At 73.6% G+C, this 15,221-nt stretch carries 16 protein-coding genes and 1 pseudogene; 5 read left to right on the top strand and 12 right to left on the bottom strand.

Annotation, left to right across the window (positions count from 1 at the left end; translation table 11 throughout):
* Window positions 1–70 precede the first annotated feature (70 nt).
* Window positions 71–1,804 (top strand): 2-isopropylmalate synthase, encoded by a 1,734-nt coding sequence (gene leuA / locus ACIGW4_RS16855; protein ID WP_359587723.1) that lies wholly within the window; start codon window positions 71–73, stop codon window positions 1,802–1,804.
* Entirely contained in the window at window positions 1,801–2,667 is an 867-nt protein-coding gene (locus ACIGW4_RS16850) for an ABC transporter ATP-binding protein (protein WP_399581184.1), read from the top strand. Before leuA ends, ACIGW4_RS16850 begins: the two co-directional genes overlap by 4 nt.
* Here the strand turns inward: ACIGW4_RS16850 and ACIGW4_RS16845 are convergent.
* Window positions 2,657–3,028, bottom strand: coding sequence for a MerR family transcriptional regulator (locus tag ACIGW4_RS16845; protein ID WP_123458377.1), 372 nt, complete (start codon window positions 3,026–3,028; stop codon window positions 2,657–2,659). The two genes, ACIGW4_RS16850 and ACIGW4_RS16845, sit on opposite strands and share 11 nt — an antisense overlap.
* A gap of 64 nt (window positions 3,029–3,092) precedes the next feature.
* On the opposite strand from ACIGW4_RS16845, the gene ACIGW4_RS16840 reads away from it, so the two are divergent.
* On the top strand, window positions 3,093–4,319 hold the full coding sequence (locus tag ACIGW4_RS16840) for an MFS transporter (RefSeq protein ID WP_399581180.1): 1,227 nt from the start codon (window positions 3,093–3,095) through the stop codon (window positions 4,317–4,319).
* A 121-nt stretch (window positions 4,320–4,440) separates the two neighbouring features.
* On the opposite strand, the gene ACIGW4_RS16835 is transcribed toward ACIGW4_RS16840, so the two are convergent.
* From ACIGW4_RS16835 to ACIGW4_RS16810, 6 genes are all read right to left on the bottom strand, one after another.
* Window positions 4,441–5,268 (bottom strand): hypothetical protein, encoded by an 828-nt coding sequence (locus ACIGW4_RS16835; RefSeq protein WP_398709883.1) that lies wholly within the window; start codon window positions 5,266–5,268, stop codon window positions 4,441–4,443.
* The gene (locus tag ACIGW4_RS16830) at window positions 5,268–6,542 is read right to left on the bottom strand and encodes a VWA domain-containing protein (protein WP_123458374.1); all 1,275 of its coding nucleotides are present in this window, start codon (window positions 6,540–6,542) and stop codon (window positions 5,268–5,270) included. The genes ACIGW4_RS16835 and ACIGW4_RS16830 overlap by 1 nt, the downstream gene beginning before the upstream one ends.
* A gap of 62 nt (window positions 6,543–6,604) precedes the next feature.
* Window positions 6,605–7,144, bottom strand: a complete 540-nt coding sequence (locus ACIGW4_RS16825) for a hypothetical protein (RefSeq protein ID WP_359587719.1) — start codon at window positions 7,142–7,144, stop codon at window positions 6,605–6,607.
* A gap of 112 nt (window positions 7,145–7,256) precedes the next feature.
* Complete coding sequence (locus tag ACIGW4_RS16820; RefSeq protein WP_123458372.1) at window positions 7,257–7,982, bottom strand: flavodoxin family protein; 726 nt, start codon at window positions 7,980–7,982, stop codon at window positions 7,257–7,259.
* 291 nt (window positions 7,983–8,273) lie between these two features.
* Entirely contained in the window at window positions 8,274–8,537 is a 264-nt protein-coding gene (locus tag ACIGW4_RS16815) for a DUF6296 family protein (protein WP_123458371.1), read from the bottom strand.
* A gap of 10 nt (window positions 8,538–8,547) precedes the next feature.
* The gene (locus ACIGW4_RS16810) at window positions 8,548–9,405 is read right to left on the bottom strand and encodes an N-formylglutamate amidohydrolase (protein WP_399581175.1); all 858 of its coding nucleotides are present in this window, start codon (window positions 9,403–9,405) and stop codon (window positions 8,548–8,550) included.
* A 191-nt stretch (window positions 9,406–9,596) separates the two neighbouring features.
* Here ACIGW4_RS16810 and ACIGW4_RS16805 point away from each other — a divergent pair, with 191 nt between their 5' ends.
* Window positions 9,597–10,172: an HPP family protein gene (locus ACIGW4_RS16805; RefSeq protein ID WP_123458369.1), complete on the top strand. Its 576-nt coding sequence runs from the start codon at window positions 9,597–9,599 to the stop codon at window positions 10,170–10,172.
* A gap of 83 nt (window positions 10,173–10,255) precedes the next feature.
* On the opposite strand, the gene ACIGW4_RS16800 is transcribed toward ACIGW4_RS16805, so the two are convergent.
* Complete coding sequence (locus ACIGW4_RS16800) at window positions 10,256–10,684, bottom strand: ATP-binding protein (RefSeq protein ID WP_398709875.1); 429 nt, start codon at window positions 10,682–10,684, stop codon at window positions 10,256–10,258.
* 368 nt (window positions 10,685–11,052) lie between these two features.
* Between ACIGW4_RS16800 and ACIGW4_RS16795 the strand changes: the two are divergent.
* Window positions 11,053–11,346 (top strand): annotated as a pseudogene (locus ACIGW4_RS16795) (sigma-70 family RNA polymerase sigma factor); the annotation flags it as partial.
* 159 nt (window positions 11,347–11,505) lie between these two features.
* Here the strand turns inward: ACIGW4_RS16795 and thpD are convergent.
* From thpD to ectA, 4 genes are all read right to left on the bottom strand, one after another.
* Window positions 11,506–12,402 carry an ectoine hydroxylase gene (gene thpD, locus ACIGW4_RS16790; protein WP_123458367.1) on the bottom strand — a complete coding sequence of 299 codons (897 nt, stop codon included), beginning with the start codon at window positions 12,400–12,402 and terminating at the stop codon, window positions 11,506–11,508.
* Between the two features lie 51 nt (window positions 12,403–12,453).
* On the bottom strand, window positions 12,454–12,870 hold the full coding sequence (locus ACIGW4_RS16785; RefSeq protein WP_123458366.1) for an ectoine synthase: 417 nt from the start codon (window positions 12,868–12,870) through the stop codon (window positions 12,454–12,456).
* Window positions 12,871–12,905: 35 nt separating this feature from the next.
* A complete protein-coding gene (gene ectB / locus ACIGW4_RS16780) occupies window positions 12,906–14,177 on the bottom strand; it encodes a diaminobutyrate--2-oxoglutarate transaminase (RefSeq protein ID WP_398709873.1) in 1,272 nt (423 codons plus the stop codon).
* 103 nt (window positions 14,178–14,280) lie between these two features.
* The gene (gene ectA / locus ACIGW4_RS16775) at window positions 14,281–14,811 is read right to left on the bottom strand and encodes a diaminobutyrate acetyltransferase (RefSeq protein WP_359587711.1); all 531 of its coding nucleotides are present in this window, start codon (window positions 14,809–14,811) and stop codon (window positions 14,281–14,283) included.
* Window positions 14,812–15,221: the final 410 nt, after the last annotated feature.

The following is a 15,221-nucleotide window of genomic DNA, read 5'->3' as shown; positions in this document are numbered from 1 at the left end:
TACCCGAAGCCGCCGCACTTGTCTGAGGAGTACTTGTCTGAGGAGCTGAGGAGTCGCTACGGTACCCGCCATGATCCGCAATCCCCAGCGCCCCGGCCCCATGCCGTACCACCGCTACCGCCCCTTCCAGGACCGCGTCCACGTCCCCGAGTTCGACCGCCGCTGGCCCTCCGCCCGCCTGGAGCACGCCCCGCTCTGGGTCCCCGTCGACCTCCGCGACGGCAACCAGGCGCTCGCCGAGCCCATGGACACCGACCGCAAGCGCCGCCTCTTCGACCTGCTCGTCCGCACCGGCTTCAAGGAGATCGAGGTCGGCTACCCCTCCGCCAGCCGCGCCGACTTCGACTTCGTCCGCCACCTCGCCGGACTCGTCGCCTCCGGGGCCGTCCCCGACGACGTCACCCCCGTCGTCTTCACCCCGGCCCGCCCCGAGCTCATCGAGCGCACCTTCGAGGCCGTCGACGGCCTGCCCCGCGCCGTCGTCCACCTCTACATCGCCACCTCGCCCGTCTGGCGCGAGACCGTCCTCGGCCGCGACCGCGCCGAGGTCCGGCGCACCGTCCACGAGGCCGCCACGCTCATGGCGCGGCTCGCCGAGGCCCGCCCCGGCGCCGACATCCGCTTCCAGTTCTCCCCGGAGACCTTCAACCTCACCGAACCGGACTACGTCCTGGAGCTCTGCGACGGCCTCACCGCCCTGTGGGACGCGAGCCCCGACCGGCCGGTCACCCACAACCTGCCCGCCACCGTCGAGATCGCCACCCCCAACGTGTACGCCGACCAGGTCGAGTACGTGCACCGCCACCTCGCCCGCCGCGACTCCGTGATCCTCTCCGTCCACCCCCACAACGACCGCGGCACCGGAGTCGCCTGCGCCGAACTCGCCGTCCTCGCCGGTGCCCAGCGCGTCGAGGGCTGCCTCTTCGGCAACGGCGAACGCACCGGCAACGTCGACCTGGTGACCCTCGCCCTCAACCTCTACGCCCAGGGCGTCGACCCCATGCTCGACCTCTCCGACATCGACGCCGTCCGGGACGTCGTCGAGCACTGCAACCGGCTCCCCGTCCACCCCCGTCACCCCTACGCCGGCGAGCTCGTCCACACCGCCTTCTCCGGCACCCACCAGGACGCCATCAGCAAGGGCCTCGCCCGGCACGCCGAGGACGCCGCCGAGGCCGGGATCCCGCCGGAGCTCGCCCCCTGGAACGTGCCCTACCTGCCCGTCGACCCCGCCGACCTCGGCCGCGGCTACGAGGCCGTCATCCGCGTCAACTCCCAGTCCGGCAAGGGCGGAGTCGCCCACCTGCTCCGCACCCACCACGGCCTCGACCTGCCGGAGCGGATGCGCCCGGACGTCTCCCGCGCCGTCCAGGCGGTGACCGACGACACGGGCCGCGAGGCTACCCCCGACGACCTGCGCGCCATCTTCCGGACGGCCTACCTGGAGCCCGGCCGGGCCGCCGGACACGTCGCCCTGGAATCCTGGAGCACCGACCGCGACGCGTCGGGCGAGCACCGCTTCCGCTGCGTCCTGCGCGTCGGCGGCCGCACCGCACCGGCCGAGGGCAAGGGCAACGGGCCGCTCTCCGCCCTGACCGACGCCCTCACCCGGGCCGAAGTCCCGGTCGACGTACTCGACTTCGCCGAGCACTCCGTCACCACCGGCAGCGCGGGCGAGGCCGCGGCCTACGCCGAGTGCCGGGTGGGGGACCGCACCGTCTGGGGCGCGGGCCTGGACACCTCCGTCCTCACCGCCTCCGTGCAGGCCGTCCTCTCCGCCGTGAACCGGGCGTACGCGGCGTGAGGCGGCCCCCGCACCCGGCACCGCCCGTCCTCCACGCCGAAGCCGTCACCCTCGTCCGCGAGGGGAACCCCCTCCTGAGCGACGTCACGCTCACGGTCCGGCCCGGAGAGCACTGGGCGCTCCTCGGGGCCAACGGCGCCGGGAAGACCACTCTCCTCGGTCTGCTCGGCGCCCTGACCCATCCGACCCGCGGCCGGGTGGAGGTCCTCGGCCGCCGGCTCGGCCGGGTGGACCTCCGCGAACTGCGCACCGCCATCGGCCACGTCACCCCCCGCCACCCGCTGCGCTCGGCCCTCGCCGTCCGCGACGTCGTCCTCACCGGAGCCGTCGGCTCCGTCGAACGGCCGCCCCGGTGGACGCCCACCCCCGCCCAGGAGGCGCGGGCGGACCGGCTGATCGCCCGCCTCGGGCTCGCCGGGCGGCGCGACGCCGGCTGGACCACCCTCTCGCAGGGCGAGCGCGGCCGGGCCCTGATCGCCCGCGCCCTGATGCCCGAGCCCAGGCTCCTGCTGCTCGACGAGCCCGCCACCGGGCTCGACCTGCCCGGCCGCGAGCAGCTCCTCGACGCCCTGGACGCCCTCGGCACCGAACACCCCGGGCTGGCCACGGTCCTGGTCACCCATCACCTGGAGGAGCTGCCCTCCGGCACCACCCACGCCCTGCTCCTGCGCGAGGGCCGGGCCCTCGCACGGGGCCCCGTGGCCGAGGTGCTCACCGGGGAGCTCCTGAGCGCCTGCTTCGGCCTGCCGCTCACCGTGGAGCGGCACGACGGACGGTACGCCGTGCGGAGCACGCGGGGGGCGGGCCCGCAAAGGAGCAGCCCGCGGAGGAGCAGCCCCCAGAGGACAGGGGCTACCCCGTAGCCAACTTCTCCCGTACCACGGAGAGGTACTCCGCCACCGCGTCCCGGTTCCGGGTCAGGCAGCGGATCCGGTCGGTCATCCGGTCCCGCTCGTTCTCCAGGGTCTCCAGCATCTCCGGGGTCGCGTCGGGGAAGTGGATGACCCTCGGCTTGTTCAGGCACGGGAGGATCTGCTTGATGATCCGGGTGGGCAGCCCGGCGTCGAGCAGGCCCCGGATCTGCATCACCCGGTCCACGTTCGACTCGTCGTAGACCCGGTAGCCGTTCGGCAGCCGGTCCGCGACGATGAGACCCTGTTCCTCGTAGTACCGCAGCAGCCTGCGCGGTGTTCCGGTGCGCTCGGACAGCTCTCCGATCCGCATGGGAAGCCCCCCTCCGGGGAATCGCTTGACCTTCACACCAATGTGAAGGTTCGAGCATACGGACATGACCCACGACACGACAGTGGCGGCCGGTCCCGCCACCTCCGCGCCCACCCCTTCCGAACTCCCTCCCGCCTCCGGCCGGTTGCCCCTCCCGGCGCTGCTCGCCCTCGCCACCGCCGTCTTCGTCACCAGCCTCACCGAGACCCTCCCGGCCGGGGTCCTGCCCGGCATGAGCGCCGACCTCGGCGTCGGCGAGGCCGCCATGGGCCAGTCGGTCACCGGCTACGCCCTCGGCACGGCCCTCACCGCCGTCCCCCTGGCCGCCCGCACCGCCGGCTGGCGCCGCAAGCGCCTGCTGCTCACCTCGATGGCCGGCTTCGCCGCCGCCAACACGGTCACGGCGGTCTCCTCCTCGTACGCCCTCACCATGGGCGCCCGGTTCCTCGCCGGGGTCGCCGCGGGCGTCGCCTGGGCCCTGCTCGCCGGCTACGCCCGTCGCCTCGCCCCGGCGCACCTCCAGGGCCGCGCGGTCGCCGTCGCGATGACCGGCATCCCGCTCGCGCTCTCCCTCGGCGTCCCGGCCGGCACCTTCCTCGGCGAGGCCGTCGGCTGGCGGGCCGCCTTCACCGCCATGACCGTGATCGCCGTCGTGCTCCTCGGCTGGATCGCCCTCGCCGTCCCCGACCTGCCGGGCGAACCGCGCGGCGGGCGCGCCCCGGTCGCCCGCACCCTGAGGACCCCGGGCGTCCTCCCCGTCCTCGCCGTCACCGTCACCCTCGTCCTGGCCCACACGATCCTCTACACCTACGTCGCGGCCTATCTCGACCACCTCGGCCTCGCCGGCTCCACCGGCCTCGTCCTGCTGGTCTTCGGCGCCGCCTCGCTCGCCGGGATCTGGTTCACGGGCCGTCACATCGACCGCAGACTCCGGGCGCTGACTCTCGCCGGGGCGATCCTCTTCGCCGTCGCCGCGGCCGTGTTCGCCGTCCCCGCCGGGAGCACCGCCCTGGTCCTGGTGGCCGCCGCGCTCTGGGGCCTCGGCTGGGGCGGCGCGCCCACCCTCCTGCAGACGGCCGTCGCGGAGGCGGGCGGCGACGACGCCGACACCGCGCAGACGATGCTGGTCAGCCTCTGGAACGCGGCCATGGCGGCGGGCGGCGTCGCGGGCGGCCTCCTCCTCGACCGGCTCGGCGCCGACGCCCTGCCGTGGAGCGTCCTCGTGCTGCTCGTCCCGGTGGTCGTCGTGGTGGCCGGCGCCCGCGCCCACGGCTTCCCGGCCCGCCGGTGACCGGCCACTGTCCCGCGGGTTTCGCCCGAAGGCCCCCGCCGACGACCGGGGCCCGTCCCCTCGCACGCGAAGAGGCCCTCCACCGCGACCGGTGGAGGGCCTCCGTACGTCTCGTGCCGGGTCAGACGGCCGGCGGCACCCGGGACGGGCGGCCCGTGCCGCGCGTCAGGACGTAGCCGCCGATGCCCGCGAGCGCCGCCAGGACACCGCCCGCGAGGGTCCAGATCCAGCGGTCGGACCACCAGCCGGAGGACCAGCCGTCCTCCGGGGCCGCCGCCTCGACGGCGGTCTTCCGGCCGGCGTCCTCGTCCGCCTTCGCCTGGTCGGCGGTGGTCGCGCCGGGGACGAGCGGTGCGGCGAGCGAGCCGTCGGTGGCGTAGGCGCCGCCCTCGTCGAGGACGTCGACCCCGATCCGCGCGGTGAACGGCTGGCCGAGGTCCTCGTCCGGGCCGCCGGTGCGGGTCAGCCGGACGTAGTAGCTGCCGGGCAGCGGGTCGTTCGCCCAGGCGTCGGCCGAGGCCCGGACCGGGCGCAGCACACAGGCCAGCTCCACGGTCGCGGCCTCCTTCGCCGCCGTGCGGGACTGCATCCCGTACATGCACGGCTGGCGCCGCCGCAGCCCGTCGTACACGTCGACCCGCCAGGTGGCGGGAGCGTGCCGCAGCGCCGCGTCGGGCAGCGTGACCGTGGCCCGCACGGTCGGCCGTTCCCCGGTGTCCGCCGGGAACACCCAGTACAGGTAGTCACCCGTGGCGGCCTGCGCCGTGGCCTGCTGTCCCGGGAGGAACCGGGCGGCGGTACGGAAGGTGGTGCCGGCCTCCGTGGGACCGGCCTCCTCGGAGGAGGACGCCGAGGGGCTGGGCGAGTCGGCCAGGGCGGCCGGGGCCGCGGGGCCGAGCAGGGCGGCGCCCGCGAGCGCGGCCGTGGCGAGCGTGCGTACGGTACGCATCAGTTGGTCCTCCAGACAGCGACGCGCCAGCGGGACAGCCAGCCCCAGAGCAGACCGGCCAGGAAGCCGGCGAGCACCAGCACGCCGAGCAGCCACCAGCCGCGGCCGAGACCGAACGAGGCGACGTCCGACGCGGTCGACGGGCCGTCGACGACGTCCACCGTCAGCTCGACCGGCATGCCCGGCGTCGTCTTGACCGACGGGGGAGCGGAGAAGGAGTTGCTGACCTGGAGGCAGACCGTCTCGGCGGCCGGCTTGGCGTCCCCGGGGCCGTCATCGGCCTCCGGCTTCGGGTAGCGCAGTCCGGTCGAGATCACGTCCGTGCGCCCGTCGCCCGCCTCGGAGCCGCGGACGATCTCCCGGCCGTGGAGCGTGACGGCGCGCAGCAGCACCCCGTAGTCGTTGTTGACGGCACGGTCGGCCGACACGCTGACGGAGGCGCGCAGTTCCTGGCCGGGCAGCAGGTCCACCCGGTACCAGCGGTGCTCGCCGAAGGACTCGCGGTCCGTGTAGAGGCCGGGCTTCAGCTGCGGTGCCTTCTCGCACCGCGCCGCGCCCTGGGTGGCCACCGGGGTGACGACCGGGTCGGCCGCTCGGTCGACCAACTGCTTCACGCGGCGGGAGAGTTCCTCGGTGCGGTGGACCGAGGTGTACGTGCCTCCGGTCGCCTCGGCGATGCAGGTGAGCTGCTGCCGGGTCTTGGCGTCCGGCACCAGGCCCAGGGTGTCGATGACGAGGTGGATGCCCTTGGCCGCGATCTCGCGCGCCACCTGGCACGGGTCGAGCGGGGCGCAGGTGTCCTCGCCGTCCGTGATGAGCACGATCCGCTTGGTCGCCCCGTCCTCGCCGAGGTCGTCGGCCGCGCCGAGCAGCGCCGGCCCGATCGGGGTCCAGCCGGTCGGGGCCAGGGTGGCCACGGCGGTCTTGGCCTCGGTGCGGTCGAGCGGGCCCACCGGGTAGAGCTGCCGGGTGTCCTTGCAGCCCCGCTTGCGGTCCTGGCCCGGATAGTCGGCGCCGAGCGTGCGGATGCCGAGCCGCACCTCCTCGGGCACCGCGTCGAGGACCTCGTTGAAGGCCTGCTTCGCGGCGGCCATGCGGGACTTGCCGTCGATGTCCCTGGCCCGCATGGAGCCGCTGACGTCGAGGACCAGCTCGACCTTGGGGGATTCCTTCGCCGCCGGCTCGTCGGCGGCTGCGCCGGTCGGCAGGAGCGCGACGCTCAGGGCGGCGAGCAGCGCGCAGGCCCCGGTCGCCAGCCGTTTTCTCGTGATCATCGCCGGATCGTATTGATGATCGTCCGACAAACCAAAACCGGGGTGGGTCTCCCGACCCCGGCTCACGCCCCCTGGCTGTTGAGGAAGCCGATGAGGCAGGCGCCCCACCAGCCGGTCTGGCTGACGGTCGCGGCGAGGCCCGAGCGGACGAGCAGCCGGCGCGGGACGGTGCCGGTGCGGTGGCTCTCCAGGAGCTGGCCGAGCCGGTGCGCCCACAGGCCGTTGAGGGTGACGGCGACGACGAGGCCCAGCTTGACCAGGGTCAGCGGGGAGTGGAGGTCGGGGCGGAGGAAGAGGCCGGAGACGACGAGCCCGCCGAGCCCGGCCCAGATCGGCGTCTGGAGGGCGACGGCCGTGTCGAGGACGGCGGCCAGCGGCCGCTTGCCGGTCAGCCAGAGCACGGCGAGCCAGTCGACGGCGAGCACCGAACCGAGCCCGACCACGAGGAAGGCGACGTGGAAGAAGCGGGCCACCGTCAGCAGGGAGGCGTCCGCGTGGACGTGTCCGGCGGTCCAGCAGGCTGCCGCGATGCCGGCGGTGGCGGCGAGCCCCAGGGCGGTGAGGAGCCAGGACGGGGTGAGCTCCTGCGCGGTTCTGGACATGAGTTGATCTTCCGGATGTAAGGACGACGTAACTTAGGTAAGGCGAAGCTAAGTGCCGTTTGTGTGCACGTCAAGTGCGTGTGGTGTACGTCCCAGCACCCGGAAGGCCAGGTCAGCGGTGCTCCGGGTTGGGGAACTCGGGCCTGCACCCGGCGTCCCAGGCCGAACGCTGGTTCCCGTGGGCCGGGATGCCGCCGGACCGCTTCAGGAGCCCCGCCACGTGCATCAGGTTCCAGGCCATGAAGGTCGTGTTCCGGTTGGTGAAGTCGTTCTCCGGACCGCCCGAACCCGGATCCAGGTACGAGGGCCCCGGACCGGCCTCGCCGATCCAGCCCGCGTCCGCCTGCGGCGGCACCGTGTACCCCAGGTGCTGGAGGCTGTAGAGGACGTTCATCGCACAGTGCTTCACCCCGTCCTCGTTGCCCGTGATCAGACAGCCTCCGGCACGGCCGTAGTACGCGTACTGCCCGGCGTCGTTCAGCAGGCTCGAACAGGCGTAGAGCCGCTCGATCACCCGCTTCATCACGGAGCTGTTGTCACCGAGCCAGATCGGCCCGCACAGCACGAGGATGTCGGCGGCCATCACCCGCCCGTACAGCTCGGGCCAGGCGTCCGACGCCCACCCGTGCTCCGTCATGTCGGGCCACACCCCGGTCGCGATGTCCAGGTCCACCGGCCGCACCAGCGAGGTCGTCACGCCCTGCGCCTCCATCACCGACCGGCTGCGCTCGATCAGCCCCTCCGTGTTGCTGACCTCGGGGGATCGCTTGAGGGTGCAGTTGAGGTACAGCGCGCTGAGGTCGTCGTACCGGTACGGGGGTGCTGCGGGCGCGGCCATCGGCGGGGTCTCCTCGCTCCGGGTGCGGCCCCGGCCCGGGGCCCGTCCCCAGCCTGCGCACCGGACGGGTCCCGGGCCAGTCCGGTGCGACCGAACGCATGAGGGACCGGCGGCGCCTTCGGATCGGTGCTAGGGGGTGTCTTGTCGATCAGGCCGGGCTCGCGACGCCTGGCACCGCGCCTCGCCGCGTTGTCGTCAGTCGGCAACGCTCCGCGTTGTCTCCCTCCTCCGCCTTGCGATGCACGGCACCAGACGTCGCTCCCTGATCCGGCCTGACCGACAAGACACCCCCTAGGCGGCAGCGGAGGACGGATCCTCCGGTTCGGGATCGGGCAGCGCGCGGGCCCGGACCTGTCGGGAGACCTCCTGATGTGCCCCGGTCGCGAGGATGCGCACCTCGTCCCGGTCGCTGATCTCGGCCCGGATGATGCCGGTGGGGTCGGCGTAGACCGGATGGCCGCCGGACCCCGTGAGGGGCGTGCGCTCCACGACCACGACGTCCTCGGTCGTCCCCGTGTCGTCGGAGAACACCAGCTCGTATCGGAGTGGGCTCATCTGTCCGATTTTACGCTTTTCGGGCACGCTCACCCGCCGGGGCCACCGCGTCGACCAGGGCGGCCAGGGCCGCCCCGAGGGCCTCGATGCCCGGGCCCGCGGGCCCGCCCGGCTCGCTCATGTACAGATCGCGGCGGATCTCGACCATCAGGGCGCTCACCCGCGGATCCCGGCCGTAGTGCTCCAGCGGCACGTACGTCCCGGCGAACGGGCTGTCCGTCCCGACGCCGCCGAACCCGCCGAACGCCTCCCGCGCCGCGTCGAGCAGCGCGGGCGGCGTGTGGAAGGCGTCCGTCCCGAGGCAGACCGGCGGGCGCGGGCCGTCCCCGTGCAGCTCGTACGGCAGCCGCCGGGCCGGGTACGAGTGGACGTCGACGATCACCACCCGGCCCGCCACGGCCAGGCGCGCCGCCACGGCCTCCGTCATGGCCCGGGCGTACGGCACGAAGTAACGGTCGAGCAGCGGCTCCGCGTCGAACCCGGCCGGCCGCAGCGCCGCGCGGTGAGTGGTCCGGGTGTAGACCGCGCCCATCCCGACGGCCAGCATCTCCTCGCGTTCGTCCGGGAAGCGCTCCGGGTCGACGACGAGCCGCGAGAGCCCGTTGACGAACCGCCAGGGCGCCGCGCCGGCCGCCGCCGCGGCCACGGCGGCGATCTCCGCCGTGTGGGAGTCCGTGATGTGGTCCAGCTCGCGGTCCAGCTCCTCGTCTCCGAGCAGGATCCCGGCGCGCACCTCCGCGGGCACCTCGCGGGAGGAGTGCGGCACATGGAGGAGGACGGGGGAGTCCGCCGCCCCGGGGAGGAGACGGAAGGAGGGCGGGACGGAGGCGGGCGTGGCGCGGGGCGCGGGGGAGGAGGCGTCGGTCATGAGGAGATCCTGCCTCCGACCCCGCCCGCGCCGTGGCGAAACCGCTGGTTAGAGTGGTACGAGGTCACGCCCGCCGCACCAGGCCGGGCGTGGGACCGGGCCGACTGTCGACCACAGGGACCCGTACGACCGCCCCACCTTGTCCCCGTCCCGCCCGGCCACGGCCGCCTGCCCCGGAAACCCCGCATCCCATGAGCACCGACGCCGCTCCGCGTCCCGACACCGCCTCCGCCCCGACCTCCGCCGCCCCCGCGCCCCGGGAACCGCGCCTGCCGTGGATCGCCGGCCGGGCCCCGGCCCGGCCCGCGCCCGGCGCCGCCTTCCACAACGTCAGCGCCGCCACCGCCGCCCTCCTCGGCCTCGTCGCCATCGGCGCCCTCATCCACGAGCCCGTCCTGATACCCCCGCTGGCCGCCAGCGCCGCGCTCGTCCACTGCGCCCCCGCGCTGCCCCTGGCCCAGCCACGCAGTGTGATCGTCGGCCACCTCCTCGGCGCCGCCGCCGGATACGCCGTGGCGGCCGTCGCCGCGCACGGCAGCGCCTGGGCCGCCGCCCTCGCCGCCGGCGTCACCCTGGCGCTGACCACCCTGGCCCGTACCCCGCACTCGCCGGCCTGCGCGACCGCCGTCGTCATCGTGCTCCAGGCCCCCGCCGCCGGCCGCTTCGTCCCCCTGCTCTTCGGCGCCACGGTCCTGCTCGTGCTGACCGCCTTCGCCGCCTCCCGCATCCGCCGCTCGGCACCGCGATACCCCGCCTACTGGTGGTGAGCGCCTCCTGACGGTGGGCGCGGGGGCGCGTCCGGACGGGCCGGTCCCGTCCCGGCCGTCCCGCGGACGCCGGGCGCCCGGACTCAGCGGTCGACCGTCACCGCCGCGTGCACGGTCTTGCCGTCCGGCCGCGTGTCCACCCTCACCTCGCGGCACAGCCGCAGCACGATCGGCCAGCCGAAGCCGCCGGGCCGCAGCCCCCCACGGGGCTCGTGGCGCGGCGGTTTCCCGCTGGCGTCGGCCACGGAGACGGTCACCCGGTCGTCGTCGACGACGATCCCGAACGAGGTCAGACCGCCCCCGTGGCGGTGGGCGTTCGTGACCAGTTCCGAGGTGACGAGCAGCAGGTCGTCGACCTGGGAGGCGCGCAGCGGGCCGAGGGCCGCGAGCGTGCGGCTGACCAGCCGCCGGGCCTGGGCCGGAGTGAGGAGCGGTGACGGTCCGGCCCTCCCGGCGGCGGCCGGAGGGGCCCCGGCGGTCGCGCGGGGCAGGGTTTCGCTCCGGCTGTTCATCACGTATCCCTCTTTTCCCGATATGCCGAAAGATGACGGGAAACTCCTGCCCGGACATGTCGGTCTGATGTCTTTCCGTCCGGTTGAGGCGTGTCCCGTGCGGCCGAGGAGTGGGGCCGCGCGGAGGGGGTACGCGAGCCGGGAGCGCCGAACGGACGGAAGCAGGAGGAGGGCGCCCCCGTGCGGACCGAGGTGGCCGAGGCGACGACGACGTACGGGACGAGCGGTACGAGGGGGGACCTTCCCGTTCTCGGGGCGCCCCACGAGGTGGCGCCCCGGGACGCGCGCGCCCTGTCACGGGTGTTCTTCCGCGAGCTCGCGGAACGGGAGGAGGGGACGGCCGGGCACCGGTACGCCCGGAACACCCTGATCGGGCGATCGGCAGCGCTGACGACGAGAACGAGGACGCGGCCCTCGCCGATCTCGTCGGCGAGGAGGATCCGGCGCTCGGACTCGTCGAGGACTTCCACTCCCTCGCCCCGCTCGTGGAGGCCCTCGGCGAGCGCGACCGGCTGCTGCTGCACCTGCGCTTCGTCGAGGAGCTGACCCAGACCCAGATAGGCGAGCGCCTCGGCGTGTCCCAGATGCACGTCTCGCGCCTCCTGGCCCGGAGCCTGGGCCGGTTGCGGGACGGCATGGCCGGGGCGACGGCCGGCGACTGACCGGGACGGCGCGTCCGGCGACCCGGACGCGACCCTGTTCGCGCGGCTACGCGAGGGGCTTCCCGTCGTCCGCGGGCGCTCCCGTCCCCGCCCGAGTGAGGGTGCGGGTGGGGACGGGAGCGCCCGCCGGGGCGAGGCGGTCGAGCGGCGCGGAGCCGCTCATGCCAGTTCTTCCGGGCGGGCGGCGATGAAGGAGGGGCGCCGGACCGGGGCGGCGAAGGGGGCCTCGGGCAGGTTCTCGACGCTGTTGAAGACGAGGAACACGTTGCTCCGGGGGTACGGGGTGATGTTGTCGCCCGAGCCGTGCAGGGCGTTGCAGTCGAACCAGGTGGCCGATCCCGCCGGGCCCGTGAAGTGCCGGATGCCGCAGGCGTCGGCGAAGGTGGTGAGCGCCTCGTGGGACGGCGTCCCGGCGTCCTGCATCCGCAGCGACTGCTTGTAGTTGTCCTTGGGCGTCTCGCCCGCGCAACCGAGGAAGGTGCGGTGCGAGCCCGGCATGATCATCAGGCTGCCGTTGGTGGTGTGGTTCGGGGTGAGCGCGATCGAGACCGAGACGGTCCGCATCCGGGGCAGTCCGTCCTCGGCGTGCCAGGTCTCGAAGTCGGAGTGCCAGTAGAAGCCGCTGGCGCCGAAGCCGGGCTTGACGTTGACCCGCGACTGGTGGACGTACACGTCGGAGCCGAGGATCTGGCGGGCCCGCCCCACGATCCGGGGGTCCTCGGCCAGCCTGCGGAAGACCTCGCTGATCCGGTGCACCTCGAAGACGGAGCGGATCTCCTGGGAGCGGGGCTCGACGATCGCCCGCTCGTCCGCCCGGACGACGGGGTCGGCGACGAGCCGGTCCAGCTCGGCGCGGAGTTCGTCGACCTCGTCCGGGGTGACGAGCTCCTCCACCGTGAGGAAGCCGTCGCGGTCGTACTCCTCCAGCTCCCGGGCCCAGAAGGGGCCGGGCGTGCCGGGCTCGGACCACACGACGGGGTCCTTGCGGCCGATGAGCTCCTCCCGGGAGCCGCGGGTGGGGTAGAGGTCGACGGGGCGGGTGGGTGCGGAGGTCATGGGGCGGGGTGCTTCCTTTCGCGTGCGGGGTCGTCGGGGTACGGGTCGGCCTCAGGCCTGGCCGTGGTCGGGTTCCGGTTCGGTGAGGAGCGGGTAGACGCCGTTCTCGTCGTGGTCCTCGCGTCCGGTGACGGGCGGGTTGAAGACGCACAGGCAGCGGAAGTCCCGCTTGACCTTGAGGGTGTGGCGCTCGTGCCCGTCGAGCAGGTACATCGTTCCGGGCAGGATCGTGTACGTGCGCCCGGTCTCGTGGTCGGTGAGCTCGGCCTCGCCGGCGGTGCAGACGACGGCCTCGACGTGGTGGGCGTACCACATGGAGGTCTCGGTGCCGGCGTACAGCACGGTCTCGTGGAGGGAGAAGCCGACCCGTTCGCGGGCCAGCACGATCCGCTTGCTCTCCCAGGTCCCGGACGCGGCCCGGACGTGCCGCTCGGTGTTCTCCAGCTCGTCGAAGGTACGGACGATCATGGGCGGTGGCCTTTCGGGGATCTGTCGGTGCGGTCTCAGGCGCAGTGGCGTACGGAGCGGGCCAGCATGCCGAGGCCCTCGTCGAGTTCGTCGTCCGTCGCGGTCAGCGGCGGCAGCAGCTTGACCACCTCGCCGCGCGGCCCCGAGGTCTCCAGGAGCAGGCCGATCTCGAAGGCCCGCCGGCACACGGCCGCGGCGCGCTCCCCGTCGGCGAACTCCAGGCCCCACACGAGGCCGCGCCCGCGTGCCGCCAGGCCCGCGCGGTCGTCGTCGCCGCACAGGTCGAGCAGGGCGCGCTCGATCCGGTCGGCCCGGCTCAGGGTGCGCTCGCGCAGGGTGCCGTCGCGCCAGTAGGCGTCGAGGGCGGCGGTGGCGGTGACGAAGGCGGGGTTGTTGCCGCGGAAGGTGCCGTTGTGCTCACCGGGCTCCCACAGGTCGAGCTCCGGCCGGAAGAGGCAGAGGGACATGGGGAGGCCGTAGCCGCTGATGGACTTGGAGAGGGTGACGATGTCGGGCGTGATGCCCGCCTCCTCGAAGGAGAAGAAGTCGCCGGTGCGTCCGCAGCCCATCTGGATGTCGTCGACGATGAGGAGCATCTCGTGCCGGCGGCAGAGCTCCGCCAGCGCGCGCAGCCACTCGGCCCGCGCGACGTTGATGCCGCCCTCGCCCTGGACGGTCTCGACGATCACGGCCGCCGGGTGGTCGAGGCCGGAGCCGGAGTCGTCCAGGAGCCGCTCGAACCAGAGGAAGTCGGTGACCTGTCCGTCGAGGTAGTCGTCGAAGGGCATCCGGGCGGCGTGGTGCAGCGGGACGCCCGCTCCGGCGCGCTTGGCGGCGTTGCCGGTGACGGCCAGCGAGCCGAGCGACATGCCGTGGAAGGCGTTGGTGAAGGAGACGACTGTCTGGCGTCCCGTGACCTTGCGGGCGAGTTTGAGGGCGGCCTCCACGGCGTTGGTGCCGGTGGGGCCGGGGAACATCACCTTGTAGGGGAGGGCGCGGGGTTCGAGGACCGTCGCGTGGAAGGTCTCCAGGAAGGTGCGTTTGGCGGTCGTCGACATGTCGAGGCCGTGGGTGATGCCGTCGTCGGCGAGGTAGTCGAGCAGGGCGCGCTTGAGCACCGGGTTGTTGTGGCCGTAGTTGAGCGAGCCCGCCCCGGCGAAGAAGTCGAGGTACGGACGGCCGTCCTCGTCGTACAGCCGGCTCCCGCTGGCGCGTTCGAAGACGACGGGCCAGGCACGGCAGTAGCTGCGGACCTCCGATTCGACGGTCTCGAAGACGGAGGGGGCGGCGATGTCGGTCAGGGTCACGGAGTCTCTTCTCCAGGGTGTGGTGCGGGGGAGTGGTGCGGAGTCGGCCCGGGACGCCGGAGTCGGCCCGGGAAGCCGGGGCGGCCCGGAGGGCCGGGGCGGCTCAGGACGCGGGAGGTGCGAGGGGACCGATGCGGTACAGCACCTCGGCCTCGTGTCCCGCCACGGGGAAGGAGGCGGACGGGAAGAGGACCTCACGTGTCAGGTCCGCCCCGTGCCTGCGGGCGTAGGACCGGAAGAGCCGGTCGGACGCCAGGTTTCCCGGTGTGACGGTCGCCTCCAGCCGGTCGAGTCCGTGCTCGGCCGCCACTCGGGCGGACAGAGCGTCGAGCAGGATCCCGGCTACCCCGCTTCCGCGGTGCGAACCCTCCACGGCGACCTGCCAGACGAAGAGCGTGCCGGGCGCGTCGGGCCGCAGGTAGCCGGTGACGAAGCCGACCGGTCGCCCGGAGGCGTCACGGGCGACGGCGGTCGTGTCGGCGAAGTCGCGGCACCACAACAGGTAGCTGTACGGCGAGTTGAGGTCGAGTTCTCCCGAGCCGCGGGCGATCCGCCAGAGTTCGGCGCCGTCCGTGATCTCGGCGGGGCCGACGGAGAGGCCGCCGACCGGGGATGTCAGGGGGGCAGTGGTCATGGGCGCCGAAGCTACCGAGCGGCCCGCGGAACTTCCTGGGTCGGAGGTCTTGTCCGGGGAGGGAGCGGCGTGATAGATGCGGCGGCGGTCTCCACGGCGGGAATCGCCGTTCTGGCGCATGACAAAGTCGATTATAAATGGTCAAAATGACCGTTTATAACGGCTGGATAACGCCTTTTGATTGTCGGGGTCGGTCTTTCAAAAACGTGAGACGATCCGCGATTTCGCGTTTGAAGACCCCGGAAGCGGTCAGGTGTAGGGGCCGACATGGCGGGAGCCGGGGGGGGCGCGGGGCGGGCCGCGCCCCCCCCGCCCCCACCCCGCGCCCGGCCTAACAGCACTCCCCCCCCCCCACCCGCGGGGTGGGGGAAGGCGTTGGCGTGGTGGGGTGGGGGGTTGTTGTGTAAGTC

It is taken from the genome of Streptomyces sp. NPDC053513 (assembly GCF_044544765.1).
Lineage (GTDB): Bacteria > Actinomycetota > Actinomycetes > Streptomycetales > Streptomycetaceae > Streptomyces > Streptomyces litmocidini.
The sequence above is the reverse complement of the archived record's forward strand: the minus strand, read 5'-3'. Positions and strand labels throughout refer to the sequence as shown.